The organism is Nonomuraea sp. NPDC023979, from assembly GCF_040639085.1.
Classification (GTDB): Bacteria; Actinomycetota; Actinomycetes; order Streptosporangiales; family Streptosporangiaceae; genus Nonomuraea; species Nonomuraea ceibae.
Genome location: NZ_JBEZZG010000006.1, coordinates 234686 through 248882, shown reverse-complemented (window position 1 = coordinate 248882; position 14197 = coordinate 234686). Strand labels below are relative to the sequence as shown.

At 71.2% G+C, this 14197-nt stretch carries 12 protein-coding genes; 3 read left to right on the top strand and 9 right to left on the bottom strand.

Going from position 1 to position 14197, the window contains the following annotated elements:
- Positions 1–43: 43 nt before the first annotated feature.
- The 8 genes from AB0G11_RS14700 to mfd form a co-directional block, all read right to left on the bottom strand.
- Complete coding sequence (locus AB0G11_RS14700) at positions 44–1444, bottom strand: hypothetical protein (RefSeq protein WP_357586248.1); 1401 nt, start codon at positions 1442–1444, stop codon at positions 44–46.
- A 175-nt stretch (positions 1445–1619) separates the two neighbouring features.
- Positions 1620–2564 carry a Ppx/GppA phosphatase family protein gene (locus tag AB0G11_RS14695; RefSeq protein WP_219505065.1) on the bottom strand — a complete coding sequence of 315 codons (945 nt, stop codon included), beginning with the start codon at positions 2562–2564 and terminating at the stop codon, positions 1620–1622.
- On the bottom strand, positions 2555–3043 hold the full coding sequence (locus AB0G11_RS14690; protein ID WP_357586246.1) for a DUF501 domain-containing protein: 489 nt from the start codon (positions 3041–3043) through the stop codon (positions 2555–2557). The genes AB0G11_RS14695 and AB0G11_RS14690 overlap by 10 nt, the downstream gene beginning before the upstream one ends.
- A gap of 7 nt (positions 3044–3050) precedes the next feature.
- The gene (locus tag AB0G11_RS14685; RefSeq protein ID WP_357586244.1) at positions 3051–3587 is read right to left on the bottom strand and encodes a septum formation initiator family protein; all 537 of its coding nucleotides are present in this window, start codon (positions 3585–3587) and stop codon (positions 3051–3053) included.
- 67 nt (positions 3588–3654) lie between these two features.
- Entirely contained in the window at positions 3655–4932 is a 1278-nt protein-coding gene (gene eno, locus AB0G11_RS14680) for a phosphopyruvate hydratase (RefSeq protein WP_219505077.1), read from the bottom strand.
- A 41-nt stretch (positions 4933–4973) separates the two neighbouring features.
- Positions 4974–5912 (bottom strand): MazG family protein, encoded by a 939-nt coding sequence (locus tag AB0G11_RS14675; RefSeq protein WP_219505079.1) that lies wholly within the window; start codon positions 5910–5912, stop codon positions 4974–4976.
- 3 nt (positions 5913–5915) lie between these two features.
- On the bottom strand, positions 5916–6521 hold the full coding sequence (locus tag AB0G11_RS14670) for a SurA N-terminal domain-containing protein (RefSeq protein ID WP_357586242.1): 606 nt from the start codon (positions 6519–6521) through the stop codon (positions 5916–5918).
- Between the two features lie 26 nt (positions 6522–6547).
- Positions 6548–10036 carry a transcription-repair coupling factor gene (mfd, locus tag AB0G11_RS14665; RefSeq protein ID WP_357586240.1) on the bottom strand — a complete coding sequence of 1163 codons (3489 nt, stop codon included), beginning with the start codon at positions 10034–10036 and terminating at the stop codon, positions 6548–6550.
- 171 nt (positions 10037–10207) lie between these two features.
- Here mfd and AB0G11_RS14660 point away from each other — a divergent pair, with 171 nt between their 5' ends.
- The 3 genes from AB0G11_RS14660 to AB0G11_RS14650 all read left to right on the top strand — a co-directional run bounded on the left by AB0G11_RS14660 (position 10208) and on the right by AB0G11_RS14650 (position 13083).
- Positions 10208–10924, top strand: coding sequence for a class I SAM-dependent methyltransferase (locus AB0G11_RS14660; protein WP_219505085.1), 717 nt, complete (start codon positions 10208–10210; stop codon positions 10922–10924).
- A gap of 66 nt (positions 10925–10990) precedes the next feature.
- A complete protein-coding gene (gene cysC / locus AB0G11_RS14655; RefSeq protein WP_219505087.1) occupies positions 10991–12205 on the top strand; it encodes an adenylyl-sulfate kinase in 1215 nt (404 codons plus the stop codon).
- Entirely contained in the window at positions 12202–13083 is an 882-nt protein-coding gene (locus tag AB0G11_RS14650; protein WP_219505090.1) for a sulfite exporter TauE/SafE family protein, read from the top strand. Before cysC ends, AB0G11_RS14650 begins: the two co-directional genes overlap by 4 nt.
- On the opposite strand, the gene AB0G11_RS14645 is transcribed toward AB0G11_RS14650, so the two are convergent.
- Complete coding sequence (locus AB0G11_RS14645) at positions 13028–14059, bottom strand: hypothetical protein (protein WP_357586238.1); 1032 nt, start codon at positions 14057–14059, stop codon at positions 13028–13030. The two genes, AB0G11_RS14650 and AB0G11_RS14645, sit on opposite strands and share 56 nt — an antisense overlap.
- Between the last annotated feature and the right edge of the window lie 138 nt (positions 14060–14197).

The window sequence follows — 14197 nt, the reverse complement described above, 5'->3', positions numbered from 1 at the left end:
AAGGAAAACCGGGCGGCGCCAGGCGCCACCCGGTTCAGCGATCTCAGGCCTTGCAGGGCGCCTGGAAGGAGGCCGGGACCGCCTTCAGGAGCTTGCCGCTCGGGTCGAAGATCTTCAGCTCGGCCACGCCGTCCTTCGTCAGCTCGTTGAAGTTCTGCGAGAAGGAGACCGTGGTGGAGCCGTCACCGATGTTCGCGGAGCCGAGGTGCGTGCCCTCGTACGTCCACACGGCCTGGCCCTTGAAGCCGTTCTTGCCGGTCACCGTGGCCGAACCGGACAGGGTGCCGGACGGGCAGGTGTTCTCGCTCGCGCTCACCGAAGCGCCGGAGACCTCGTAGGAGGGCTCGGGCTTGGGCTCGTCACACGCAGCGTAGGACTGCGTGATGGAGTCGCTGTTGTTCGGGCCGTAGACCGACAGCGTGATCTTGCCGCCGTTCTTCGCGGCGCCGTGCAGCGCCCGCTGCGAGAGCGAGACGTTCTTGGTGCCGCTGCCGAAGTAGCGCGAACCCTGCTCGACCGCCTGGCCGTTCACGGACCAGACCCACCGGACGTCGGCGGCGCGGTTGAGGTTGATGTTGGCGTGCGCGCTGACCTTGCAGCCGTCGTGGTTGGTCGCCGTCACCAGGTCGGAGGCGGAGACCTTCACAGCCGGGGCCGGCGGGGTGTAGTCCTTGCACCAGACCTTGTAGTAGGCCCGGTTCGAGTACTCACGGTCCGGGCTCAGGATCTGCAGGACCGCGGAGCCGCGCTGGCTGTGACGGGCGGTGATGCCCGCGTAGACCTTGCGGGAGTCCCAGACCTTGACCTTGCCGTAGTCCACGACGTCACCGTTGACGACCCAGCGGTAGCGCACCCAGGCCGGGCGGTTCACGGTGATCCGGCCGGCGAAGTGGATCCGCTTGCCGGGGTCGCACGAGCCCACGTAGTGGGACGGGCTCGCCCAGGCGCGCGCGGAGACCCGCACGTCGTCGCGGGTGCCCTCGAGCTTCATGCAGTTGACCGAGAAGTAGCTCTTCTTCGAGGTCACCGTGCGCGGGCCGAGGACCTGCAGGGCCTGCCAGCCCTTGACGTCGCCCTTGAAGGTGACCTTCTCGGTGACCTTCACGGACTTCGTGCCCTTGACCTTGACGGTCTTGACCTTGCTCTTCGAGCCGTCGCCGTGGAGCCAGCGGTAGGCCAGCGTGGTCTTGGCCTTGCTGGAGACCTTGACCGTGGCGGAGAACGTCACCGACACCGGACAGGCGCCGACGTAGTCACGCTCCGACACCTTCGGCGTGGAGACGGAGACCTTGGCCTTCGTCTTGGCGGCCGCTGCCCCAGCGGTCGCGGAGGAGGCCGTGGCGGCCTGAGCGGGGCTGGACACCAGCCCGGCCACCAGGCCGGCCAGCACGAAAGTGGAGGCGCCGAACGCCGCCACCTTCCGCGCTAACACAGAGGACTTCATGAATGAGGCTCCATTCCGTGAGGGAAGAGATGCGCTCGGGAACGGTTGCCACGCCGACAGCCCTCTTGTGTCGCGCAATATGGCAAAGCCCCCGTTATGCACGATCACTAAAGCACAGAACTGATTGCGCGCTCAACACGAACGCAAGCGAGTTATGTCCCGATTTAGCCACTTTTCAGGCCAGGGACCACGCAATTCCATCGAGAATGTCATGCTCACTCACTACTACCTGCGCAAATGTGAACCGCCTCACGATGCGGTCCAGGATGAGCGCCCCCGCGCCGATGACGTCCACCCGGCCCGGATGCATCACGCCCAGCGCCGCCCGCTCACCATGCGTCATCGCCAGCAGCCGCCGCGTCACCTCGTGCACCTGCTCGGCGGAGATGCGCGAATGGTGAATGCGCGCCGGGTCGTACTCCGGGAGCCCGAGCGCGACGCCCGCGACCGTCGTCACCGAACCGGCCAGCCCCACCAGCGTGTGCGCCTGGCGCACCGGGACCTCGGCCTCGACCCGGTCGAGCGCCTTCTCGACGTCGGCCACCACCGCCTCCAGCGCCTCGGCCGACGGCGGGTCGCCCGCGTCACGCAGGTGGCGCTCGGTCAGCCGCACGCAGCCGATGTCGACGGAGATCGCCGCCTCCGCGTGGCGGGAGCCGACCACGAACTCGGTCGAGCCGCCGCCGATGTCGACGACCAGGTAGGGCGGCAGCGGGCCCTGCGGCACCTCGGTCTCCGGCGACAGCCGCAGCAGGCCCCGCGTCGAGCCGGTGAACGACAGCTCCGCCTCCTCCGCGCCCGTCACCACCTCCGGCGCGACGCCGAAGATCTCCCGGACGCCGTCGGTGAACCGGTCGCGGTTGTCGGCGTCACGGGTGGCGCTGGTCGCCACCACCCTCGTGGCGACGGCCCCGTGCCGGTCGATCAGCTCGCGGTAGCGCAGCATGGCGCCGAACGTGCGCTCCAGCGCGTCGGGCGACAGCCGCCCGGTCCGGTCCACGCCCTCGCCGAGCCGGACGATCTCCATCCGCCGCTCGACCTCGGTCAGCGAGTCGTCGCCGACGTCGGCGATCAGCAGCCGCACCGAGTTGGTGCCGCAGTCGACGGCGGCTACGCGCATGGTCCGTCACTCCACCAGTCGGGGAGCGCGTCCAGCGCCTCCCTGCCGAACGGGTTGCTGCCGGGCACCGCCAGCTCGTGCGCCACGAGCGCGTGCAGGCACTTGACCCGCAGCGGCATGCCGCCGGTGCTCTGCATGTCACGCGGGAGCGGCTCCAGGCCCTCCTCCTCGGCGGCCTTGTCACGCCGGGCGACGTAGTCGTCGTGCGCCGCCTGGTAGGCCGCGGCCAGCTCGGGGTCGTCGGCCAGCCGGTCCTGCATCCGGCGCATCAGCCCGGAGCCCTCCAGCGTGCCGATCGCGGAGGCGGCCCGCGGGCAGGTCAGGTAGTAGAGCGTGGGGAACGGCGAGCCGTCGGGCAGCCGCGGCGCGGTCTCGACCACGTCGGGGTTGCCGCACGGGCAGCGGTGCGCCACCCCGCGCAACCCTCGGGGAGGCCGCCCCAGCTGCCGCTGGACCGCCTCGACGTCACTGCTCTCCAACGCTCTCCTACTCCCCCTCGCCGGCCGTGCCGGCCTCACCGGTCTTGTCAGCTTCGCCGGACGTGTCAGTCTTGCCGGTCGTGCCGGTATCGCCGGACGTGTCAGTCTTGCCGGTCGTGCCGGTTTCGCCGGACGTGTCGGCCGGGGCGGTCACGCCCGCCCGGCGGCCGGTGCCGTCGTCGGCGGCCTGCACCGACTCCCAGAGCGTCTGGTACCACGGCGGCGCCGCCGCCGGCCGCTTGACCGCCGTCCTGCCCTTGCCCGGATCGGCGTCCATCACCACGTAGCACTTCTCGCCCGGCCCGCAGTAGTGCAGCCGCTCCTTGGCCGTGCGCTTGATCCAGTTGGGGTCGCGCACCTGCTGCGCCTCGGCGAGCAGGCGCTGGCGCTCGGCCTCCACCCGCGCCTTCTCCTCCCGGAGCTCGGCGATGTTGCGCCGCTGGGCGATGTACTCGCGCACGGGGTAGGCCAGGCTCATGGCGATCGCGCACACCACGATCGCCAGGATGGCGGCTCGCCCGGTCAGCTGCGGTCTCTTCGCCAACGCACTACCCCCTCAGACGGCGACGGGACCCGCGGCAGGACTCGCCCACCGCGGGCCGTACCCGAAACTAGCGCTGGAACCGCGGGAAAGCGTCACGACCCGCGTAACGGGCGGCGTCGTCGAGGATTTCCTCGATGCGCAGCAGCTGGTTGTACTTGGCCACCCGGTCGGAGCGGGCCGGTGCGCCGGTCTTGATCTGGCCGCAGTTGACCGCCACGGCCAGGTCGGCGATCGTCGTGTCCTCGGTCTCGCCCGAGCGGTGGCTCATCATGCACTTGTAGCCGTTGCGGTGGGCCAGGTCGACGGCGTCGAGGGTCTCCGACAGGGTGCCGATCTGGTTGACCTTGACCAGGAGCGCGTTGGCGGTGCCGGCCTTGATGCCGCGCTCCAGCCGCTCCGGGTTGGTGACGAACAGGTCGTCGCCGACGAGCTGCACCCGGGAGCCGAGCGCCTCGGTGATCGCGCGCCAGCCCTCCCAGTCCTCCTCGTCGAGCGGGTCCTCGATGGAGACGAGCGGGTAGTTGTCGACCAGGTCCTGGTAGAAGGCGATGAGCTCCTGGGCGGACAGGCCCTTGCCGTCGATGGTGTAGACGCCGTCCTTGTGGAACTCGGAGGCGGCCACGTCGAGCGCGAGCGCGATGTCCTCGCCCGGCCGATAGCCGGCCTTCTCGATCGCGACGAGGATCAGGTCGAGGGCGTCGCGGTTGGACGGCAGGCTGGGCGCGAACCCGCCCTCGTCGCCCAGGCCGGTGGCGTAGCCCTTCTCCTTCAGCACGGACTTGAGCGCGTGGTAGACCTCGGTGCCCATGCGGACGGCGTCGCGGAACGTCGGCGCGCCGATCGGCGCGATCATGAACTCCTGGATGTCCACGTTGGTGTCGGCGTGGGCGCCGCCGTTGAGGATGTTCATCATCGGCACGGGCAGCACGTGCGCGTTGGGGCCGCCCACGTAGCGGAACAGCGGCAGCTCGGCACTGTCGGCGGCGGCCTTGGCCACTGCCAGCGAGACGCCCAGGATGGCGTTGGCGCCCAGCTTGGCCTTGTTGGGCGTGCGGTCCAGGTCGATCATGATCTGGTCGACGATGCGCTGGTCCTCGGCCTCGACGCCGTGGATCTCGTCGAAGATCTCGTCGGTGATGGCGAGGACGGCCTTCTGCACGCCCTTGCCGTTGTAGCGATCGTCGCCGTCGCGCAGCTCCACAGCCTCGAACTGGCCGGTGGACGCGCCGCTCGGCACCGCGGCGCGGCCGGTGCTGCCGTCGTCGAGGATCACCTCGACCTCGACCGTCGGGTTGCCCCGGGAGTCGAGGATCTCGCGCGCGTATACGACCTCGATGGTAGCCACGGGATGCGCTCCTAAATCGAAAGGCAATATGGGTCTAGAGCCTATCGGCCCTCTCGCGACTCCCAGGCGCGCACCCTGTCGCGGTAGGCGCGTGCGGCGGCACGCAGCTCGGCCTCGGCGTCGACCCCGGCCTCCTGGGCGCGTCGCACCAGGTCCCACAGCTCGCGGGCGACCCCCTGGCCGACGGCGGCGGCCAGGCTCCCGGGCGCCCCGCCGCGCTCGGCCCGCCGGACGAGCTGGGCCGCCAGCGAAAGCGCGGGCTGGCCCAAGGGCACCCCGTCGAGCAGCGACTCGCCGCCCTTGGAGGCCCGCTCGGCCGCCTTGATGGCCTCCCAGTTGTCGTTGACCTGGTCGGCGGTCTCGGCCCGGACCGAGCCGAACACGTGCGGGTGGCGCCGCACCAGCTTGTCGACGATGCCGGCGGCCACGTCGTCCATGTCGAACCCGTCGGCCACCCGCGCGTGGAACACCACCTGGAGCAGCAGGTCGCCGAGCTCCTCGCGGAGCGCCGGGTAGTCGGACTCCTCGATGGTCTCCAGCACCTCGTACGCCTCTTCGAGCAGGTACGGGACCAGCGACTCGTGGGTCTGCTTGCGGTCCCACGGGCACTCGACGCGCAGCCGGTCCATGACCGCGACCAGGTCGAGGACGCGGGCGCCCGGCAGGTCGTAGGAGCCGGGCACGACCTCGATCAGGGGCGGGTCGGCCAGCGCGACGGCGGCGTGGCCGAGCGCGCGCATGAAGTCCTCGTCGTCACCGGAGGCGAGCCACACGACGGTGTCGGTCACGGCCCGCCTGGCCAGCGAGGCCGGGTCCGGCGTCACCACGTCGACCTCGACCCCGGCCTCGGCCAGGTAGGGGAGCTGCGGGTGATCGGCGGAGCCGGTCAGCACCGGGCCGGAGCGCAGCGCCTGCCACGCCTGGTGGCTCAGCAGCCCCGGCGCGACGCGCGGCGAGGTGGTGACGACGACGAGTGGCATGCCTTAGCCCTGCGGCTGCTGCTGCGGCTGGGCGGGCTGCAGCGGCTTGCCGAAGCGGCCCGGGTCGACGAAGCCCTGGTCCTGCTGGAAGGTGCCGTAGCGGGGGCTGAACTGCGTCTTGATGGAGTTGTACTCCTCGGCCCACTTGGCCGCGGCCTGCTGGCTCTGGGTGCCGCCGAACTTCTCGATCAGCTTGGCCGCGCCCAGCTCGGCGCGCAGGTAGGGGCGCGCACCGGCCGGGGCGACGCCCTTGGACAGCAGGTTCATCTCGGGCGACTGCTGCTGGCCGGGCTGCTGGAGCGCGGCGTCGACCTCGGTCTCGGTGACCGTGATGCCGTGCTTGGCGGCGAGCTGCTGGTAGCGGGCCTGGTTGGTCATCCGGAACAGCACGAACTGGGTGACCGGCACGCCGAGCTGCTCCGGCGTGATGTTGGCCTTCTTCAGCGCGGCCTCGAACTCCTGGACGTTCCGGGTGAGATCGCTGGCCGAGATCCGCTGGTTGCCGACCACGGCCGCCGCGCCGGCCTCGACAGGGGTAGAGCAGGCGGTCAGCGCGAGGACGCTGGCTCCCGCCGCGGCAGCGACCAAAACCACTCGTATCGACTTCACGTGCATCCCTTCGACAAAAATCGCCGCTAGCTTACCCGCGCCGGCTCGAGGAACATCGCCTCCACCAGGTCGCCACACCATTTGAGCAGGTCCAGGTCCCGCAGCGGCTGCCCGCCCAGCGGCTTGGTCTTGGGCACCGGCACCAGCAGCGTCTCGGCCGCCTGCTTGTAGACGGCCTTCTTGTAGAGCCGGTCGAGCCGGACCTGCTGCGACTCCTTCAGCACGGCCGGGCCGAACTTGATGTTCTGCCCCTGGAGCGTGACGTCGGTCAGCCCCGCCTGCCGCGCCTTGATCCGGAACCTGGCGACCTCCAGCAGGTTCTCCACCTCGACGGGCGGCTTGCCGTAGCGGTCGGTCAGCTCCGCGCGCACCTCGTCGATGTGGATGGGCGCGGAGATCGCCGCGATCCGCTTGTACGCCTCCAGCCGCAGCCGCTCGGAGGTCACGTAGTCGTGCGGGATGTGCGCGTTGATCGGCAGCTCGACCTTGACGTCGTGCACCTCCTCGACCGGCTCGGCGCCCGACAGCTTGGCCTTCTGCTCCTGCACGGCCTCGGCCATCAGCCGCACGTACAGGTCGAAGCCGACACCCGCGATGAAGCCCGACTGCTCGGCGCCGAGCACGTTGCCGGCGCCGCGGATCTCCAGGTCCTTCATGGCCACGTACATGCCGGCGCCCATCTCGGTGTGCTGCGAGATCGTGGCCAGCCGCTCGTGCGCGGTCTCGGTCAGCGGCTTCTCCGGCGGGTAGAGGAAGTACGCGTAGCCGCGCTCGCGGCCTCGCCCGACCCGGCCGCGGAGCTGGTGGAGCTGCGACAGGCCGTAGTTGTCGGCCCGGTCGACGATGAGCGTGTTGGCGTTGGGCACGTCCAGCCCCGACTCCACGATCGTGGTCGAGACGAGCAGGTCGTACTCGCGCTCCCAGAAGCCCACCATGATCTTTTCGAGCTGGTGCTCGTTCATCTGGCCGTGCGCCACCGCGACGCGCGCCTCGGGCACCAGCTCGCGCAGCCGCGCGGCCACCCGGTTGATCGAGGCGACCCGGTTGTGCACGAAGAAGATCTGCCCGTCGCGCATCAGCTCGCGCCGGATCGCCGCCGCGATCTGCTTCTCGTCGTACGGGCCGACGAAGGTGAGGATCGGGTGGCGCTCCTCCGGCGGGGTGAGGATCGTGGACATCTCCCGGATGCCGGTCAGGCCCATCTCCAGCGTGCGCGGGATCGGCGTGGCCGACATCGCCAGCACGTCGACCTGGGTGCGCAGGTGCTTCATGGCCTCCTTGTGCTCGACGCCGAACCGCTGCTCCTCGTCGATGATGATCAGGCCCAGGTCCTTGAACCTGACCTCGGGGCTGAGCAGCCGGTGGGTGCCGATGACCACGTCGACGGCGCCGGTGCGCAGGCCGTCGAGCGTGCCCTTGATCTCGGCGTCGGTCTGGAAGCGGGAGACCGGCTTGAGCGTGACGGGGAAGCTGGAGAAGCGCTCGGTGAACGTCGACATGTGCTGCTGCACCAGCAGCGTGGTCGGCACCAGCACGGCCACCTGCTTGCCGTCCTGCACCGCCTTGAAGGCCGCGCGCACCGCGATCTCGGTCTTGCCGTAGCCCACGTCGCCGCAGATCAGCCGGTCCATCGGGACGCCGCGCTCCATGTCGCGCTTGACCTCGTCGATGGCTTCGAGCTGGTCACCGGTCTCGGCGTAGGGGAAGGCGTCCTCCATCTCGCGTTGCCACGGGGTGTCGGGGCCGAAGGGGTGGCCGGGCGAGGCCATGCGCGCCGAGTAGAGGCGGATGAGCTCGCCGGCGATCTCCTTGACCGCTTTCTTGGCCCGCGACTTGGCCTTGGCCCAGTCGGCGCCGCCCATCCGGTTGAGCGTGGGCGCCTCGCCGCCGACGTAGCGGGTGACCTCGTCGAGCTGGTCGGTGGGCACGTAGAGGCGGTCGCCCTTGGCGTACTCGATGACCAGGTATTCGCGGGTGGCGCCCTGGACGGTGCGCTGGACCATCTCCACGTAGCGGCCGACGCCGTGCTGCTCGTGCACGACGTGGTCGCCGACCTTGAGCTGGAGCGGGTCGACCATGTTGCGGCGGCGCGAGGGCAGGCGGCGCATGTCCTTGGTGGACGCCTTCTGGCCGACCAGGTCGAGGTGGGTGAGGACGGCCAGGCCGGGGGTGACGAAGCCGTGCTCCAGGAGGCCGGTGGTGACGTGGACGACCTTCGGCTCCGGCGCCTTGTCCAGATATTTCGTGAGACGGGCGGGGACGTCGACGCCCTTCAGCACCTCGACCATGCGCTCGGCCGGGCCGTGCCCCTCGCTGAGCAGCACGACCGCCTTGTCCTCGGCCAGCCAGCCCTTGACGTCCTCCAGCGCCTTGCGGGTGTCGCCCCGGTAGGCCTCGGAGTCGTGCGCGGCCAGCTCGACGCCGGTGCCGAACGGCGCCATCGACCACCACGGCTGCCCCAGGGAGCCGGCGTGGTCGCGGATCTCCTCCAGCGAGCGGAACGCGGCGGCCCCGAGGTCGATCGGCGCCTCGCCGCCGGCGGCCGCGTTGATCCAGGACGCCTCCAGGAACTCCTGCGAGGTGCGCACCAGCTCCTCGGCCCGGCTCCTGATCCGCTCGGGGTCGCAGACGAACACCGCGGCCCGGTCCGGCAGGTGGTCGATCAGCAGGTCCATCTCCCCGGCCAGCGCCGGGGCGAACGCCTCCATGCCCTCGACCGGGGTGCCCTCGGCGAGCTGGTCGAGCACCTCGGCGAGCGCCGGGTGCCGCTCGGCCAGCTCCCGCGCCCTGGCCCGGACCTCGCCGGTCAGCAGCAGCTCGCGGCAGGGCGGCGCGAACAGCCCGTCCTCGGCCGCCTCCAGCGAGCGCTGGTCGGCCACCTTGAACCAGCGGATCTCCTCGACCGTGTCGCCCCAGAACTCCAGCCGCAGCGGGTGCTCCTCGGTGGGCGGGAACACGTCGAGCAGCCCGCCGCGCACCGCGACCTCGCCGCGCTTCTCCACCATGTCGACCCGGTGGTAGCCGTTGCCCACCAGGTTGGCCACGACCTCGTCCAGATCGGCGTCGTCGCCGGCCCGCAGCCGGATCGGCTCCAGGTCGCCCAGGCCCTTCATGATCGGCTGCAACAGCGCCCGGATCGGCGCGACGATCACGTTGAGCGGCCCGGCGGCGATGTCGCCCTTGACCGGGTGCGCCAGCCTGCGCAGCACGGCCAGCCGCTGGCCGACCGTGTCGGAGCGGGGCGAGAGCCGCTCGTGCGGCAGCGTCTCCCAGGCCGGGAACACCGCGACCGTGCTGGGCTCGATGAGGCTGGTCAGCGCCGCCGCCAGGTCCTCGGCCTCGCGGCCCGTCGCGGTGACGGCCAGGACCGCGCGCTGGTCGTGCCCGGCCAGCGCGGCCACGCCGAAGGGCCGCAGCGCGGCGGGCGCGACGAGGGCCACGTCGCCGCCCTGTTCGAGGGCGGCGGCCAGGCTCGGGTCGGCGGAGACAAGGTCAAGCAGTCCGGAAAGACTCATCAGTCAGCCCCATGGCAACACGACTACCCCCGGCCGAACGGCAGCGGGGGTGTGGTCGTTCCAGACTACTGGCCGGGTGCCCCTCACCCGTCCGCCGCCATCACGCGCGGAAACGCTCGCGAGGGACCGATGTCCCTTACTCTTCGGCAGTTATTGATTACTGTGGGTCACATGTCTGACGTGCGGTCGGTCGCCCAAGGGGGCGATCTCTTTGTTCAGCGGATCCGCGAGCAGTGGACCGGTCAGCTCGGCCGGCGCCTCGACGTGCTGGTCGCCGGGTGCGCCCACGACGAGCCGCTGGCGCTGGGGCGCATCGACGTCCGCGTCACGGGGGTCGACGAGGACCTGCCCGCGATACGCAGAGTGGTCGAGGAGCGGGCCGACCTGGTCGCCTGGACGCTCGGCGACCTGCGCTCGGCGGCGCTGCCGCCCCGGGCCTACGACGTGATCCAGCTCTCCTTCCTGCTGGAGCGCATCGAGCACGCGGAGCTGGTCTTCGACCGGCTGCTGCAGTCGCTGCGGCCGGGCGGCCTGGTGCTGCTGCGGATGCGCGACAGGAACTCGGCCTACGCGCTGCTGGAGCGGCTCACGCCGGCCTGGGTGCGGCGGCTGCTGTGGCGGCGGCTGGTCGTGCCGGGCACCCCGGGGCCGCTCCCGGTCGTGCACGGGCCGCTGGCCTCGGCCGACGGGATGCACGCGTTCTGCCTGACCCGGGGCCTGCTGATCACCGACGAGGAGACCGCGACCAGCGGGCCCGCGATGGGCCGGGTGGGCGGCGCGCTCGTCGGCCTGGCCTCCCGGCTGACCCGCGGGCGATACCCTGCCACCCACGACGAGATCACGATGGTCATCAGGAAGCCCGAGTATCACTTCGCCCGTCTGATCTAGCGGCCACACCGAGTACAGTGGTATTTTTTCCTACCAATGTAATCGGGATAGTTGGGATGAACGATCGTGGAGTGGACCCCCGACGCGCGCGAGCTGGCCGATCTTGAGCTGCTGCTTTCGGGGGCGTTCCAGCCGCTGACGGGGTTTCTCGGCCACGACGACCTCCACACGGTGCACGAGCGCGGCACGCTGGCCGACGGCACCCCGTGGCCCGCGCCCGTCACGATCACCCTGCCCGACGAGGTGACCCCGGGCGAGGAGGTCACGCTGCTCGACCCCGAGGGCGTGCCGCTGGCCGTGCTGAGCGTGACCGAGCGGGGTCACGACGGGCTGGCGGCCGGCCCGGTGAAGGGCCTCGGCGCGCCCGAGCACGGCCCGTTCGCGCGGCTGCGCCGCACGCCCGACGAGGTCCGCGTCGACCTGGGCGGGCGCGACGCGCTGGCCGTCACGATGCGCGGGCCGCTCGACGACCTGGGCGAGATCGTCGCCACCGCCAAGGAGCTCGGCGCCGTCATCCTGCTGCTCCCCCTCGCGTACGGCGAGGCCGGGCCGGGCGTCGTCAGGGCCGCGCTGCGGGCCAGGGACCAGCTCCCCGAGGGCACGATGGTGGTGCCGGTGCCGCTGGCGCCGCGCGACGAGCCCGAGATCGACCTGGAGCTGCGCGAGCACGTCGCCTTCGCCTACGGCGCGAGCGAGCACCTGGCCGGGCCCGACCCGGTGCGCATCCCCGGGCCGCCGCACCGGCGCGGCCTGGTGGTGTTCTTCACCGGCCTGTCGGGGTCGGGCAAGTCCACGATCGCCCGCGGCCTGCGCGACGCGCTGCTGGAGCTGGGCACCCGCACGGTCACCTACCTCGACGGCGACGTGGTGCGCCACCTGCTGTCGAAGGGGCTGACGTTCTCCAAGGCCGACCGCGACCTCAACATCCGGCGGATCGGGTTCGTGGCCGCCGAGGCGGCCCGCCACGGCGGCCTGGCCATCTGCGCCCCCATCGCCCCCTACGCGGAGACGCGGGCCGAGGTGCGCGAGATGGCCGAGTCGGTCGGCGCCGACTTCCTGCTCGTGCACGTCGCCACGCCACTGGAGGAGTGCGAGCGCCGCGACCGCAAGGGCCTGTACGCCAAGGCGCGGGCCGGCCTCATCCCCGAGTTCACCGGCGTCTCCGATCCGTACGAGGAACCGGACGACGCCGACCTGACGATCGACACCACGCACCTGTCGGTCGAGGCGGCCGTCGGGCGGGTGCTCGACACGCTGCGCGGCGGCGGGTGGGTGCGATGATCGACCTCCCGCTCATCGCCGGGTCGTTCCTGGTGGCGATCGTCGTCGGATTGACCGGCATGGGCGGCGGCGCGCTGATGACGCCGATGATGATGCTGTTCTTCAACGTCCCGCCGCTGGCCGCGGTCTCCAGCGACCTGGTGGCCTCGGCGGTGATGAAGCCGGTGGGCAGCGTCGTCCACCTGCGCCGGGGCACGGTCAACCTCAAGCTGGTCGGCTGGCTCTGCGCGGGCTCGGTGCCGACGGCGTTCTGCGGGGTGTTCCTGGCGCGGGCGTTCGCGGTGGGCGACGGGGTCAAGTACGCGCTCGGCGTCGCCCTGCTGCTCGCGGTCGCCGGGCTGGCCGCCAAGGCGTGGCTGGGCGACCGGGGCGGAACGGCGGAGGCCCGGGAGATCGTCGTGCGCCCAATACCGACCCTACTGGTCGGTATGGTAGGCGGCCTGGTCGTCGGAGTGTCGTCCGTGGGCTCCGGGTCGCTCATCATCGTGGCGCTGATCGCGCTCTACCCGGCGCTCAAGGCCAACCAGCTCGTCGGCACGGACCTGGTCCAGGCGGTGCCGCTGGTCGTGTCGGCGGCGCTCGGCCACCTGCTGTTCGGCGACTTCCAGGCCGACCTGACGCTCTCGCTGCTCGTCGGCTCGATCCCCGGCGTCTACCTGGGCGCGCGGATCTCCTCGCGGGCGCCGGGCGGGCTGATCAGGGCGATGCTCGCGATCGTGCTGCTGGCCTCGGCGCTCAAGCTGCTCGACGTGCCCAACACGGTCACCGTGATCGCGCTGGTGGCGGCGACGGCGGTCGTCGTGGCGGGCTGGCGGTGGCGGGTCAGGGCCGCGGCACGCGAGTCGCGCGGAAGTGCGGATCTCTCGCGAGCTCGGTGAACGCCCGGTCGGCCGTCGGCTCGGTGTCGAAGCTGGTGTTGCCCCTCGGGGCGTGCGGCGAGTCGAAGTAGACCAGCGCCTTGATCTGCGGATAGCGGCGGATCTGCCGGCGCACCGACTCGTAGAAGGCCCGTTTGAACGCCGGGTCGTCGGCCCGCTCGAACACGCCCCACTCCGCGACCATGACCGGTTTGCCGGGGAAGCGCCACTGCATCCACCGGTAGAAGCCGGGCCACTCGTCGAAGTCCTCGCGCGTCTTGTTGACCAGCGTGCCGAAGTCCTGCACCCGGCCGTCGGCGTAGGGGTCCATGGCCACCCAGTCGACCACGTCGTCACCCGGGTAGAGCTCCTCGAACCACGGCTTGGACGCCCAGTTGGGCGCGCCCATGTAGGTCATCACGGTGACCGCGTTCTTCACCCCGCGCTCGCGCAGCCGGAGCACGACGTGGCGGAACATCTCGGCGTAGTCGCCGGCCCGCATGCCGGAGCCGGCCGCGGCGTCGACGTCGTTCTCCGGCTCGTGGTGGATGGTCAGGAAGAATCGCTCGGGGAACGTGCGCCGCAGGTAGCGGGCCAGCCGGTCGATCCGGGAGTCGATGGCCCCGTCGGCGATCTCCGCCCAGGTGTGGCCGAACGACGGCTTCCAGTTGACGAGCAGCAGCCGGGGCCTGGCCGGGTCGCGGGCGAGCCGGATCTCCTCGTCGGTCGGGAACAGCTCCCTGCCCCGGTGGTAGACGTGCAGGATGTCGGCCTTGGCGCCCATGCGGTGCTCGGCGTTCTCCAGGGCCCGGGTCACGCCCGCGCCGGTGAAGATCTCCGGCGCGATCCCCCACCAGGCGCCGCAGGACGGGATCAGCCTGCTGGTGACGGCGCACTCGGGCGGGGTCGCCACCACCGGCGGCAGGCTCGCCCGGGCCGCGGCCGGCGTCTCGTCGGCCGCCGAGCAGGCGGACAGCACGACGACCAGCGCCGGCACCAGAGCCCACGCGATGATATGTGGCGAATTATGCGGCAAAATGACCCGCCCCCCTCATTCAAGCCCCCGCCCGTCAACCCTGAACCATGCCACGCCCATGCCGGATCGTCAGCCGAGACCGCAGATCAGAGGCGGTAC

Bases quoted from the DNA above. Each gene is read 5' to 3' on its own strand.
- AB0G11_RS14700 (WP_357586248.1), bottom strand. From the start codon at position 1,444: ATGAAGTCCTCTGTGTTAGCGCGGAAGGTGGCGGCGTTCGGCGCCTCC.
- AB0G11_RS14695 (WP_219505065.1), bottom strand. From the start codon at position 2,564: ATGCGCGTAGCCGCCGTCGACTGCGGCACCAACTCGGTGCGGCTGCTG.
- AB0G11_RS14675 (WP_219505079.1), bottom strand. From the start codon at position 5,912: ATGCCACTCGTCGTCGTCACCACCTCGCCGCGCGTCGCGCCGGGGCTG.
- mfd (WP_357586240.1), bottom strand. From the start codon at position 10,036: ATGAGTCTTTCCGGACTGCTTGACCTTGTCTCCGCCGACCCGAGCCTG.
- AB0G11_RS14660 (WP_219505085.1), top strand. From the start codon at position 10,208: ATGTCTGACGTGCGGTCGGTCGCCCAAGGGGGCGATCTCTTTGTTCAG.
- AB0G11_RS14650 (WP_219505090.1), top strand. From the start codon at position 12,202: ATGATCGACCTCCCGCTCATCGCCGGGTCGTTCCTGGTGGCGATCGTC.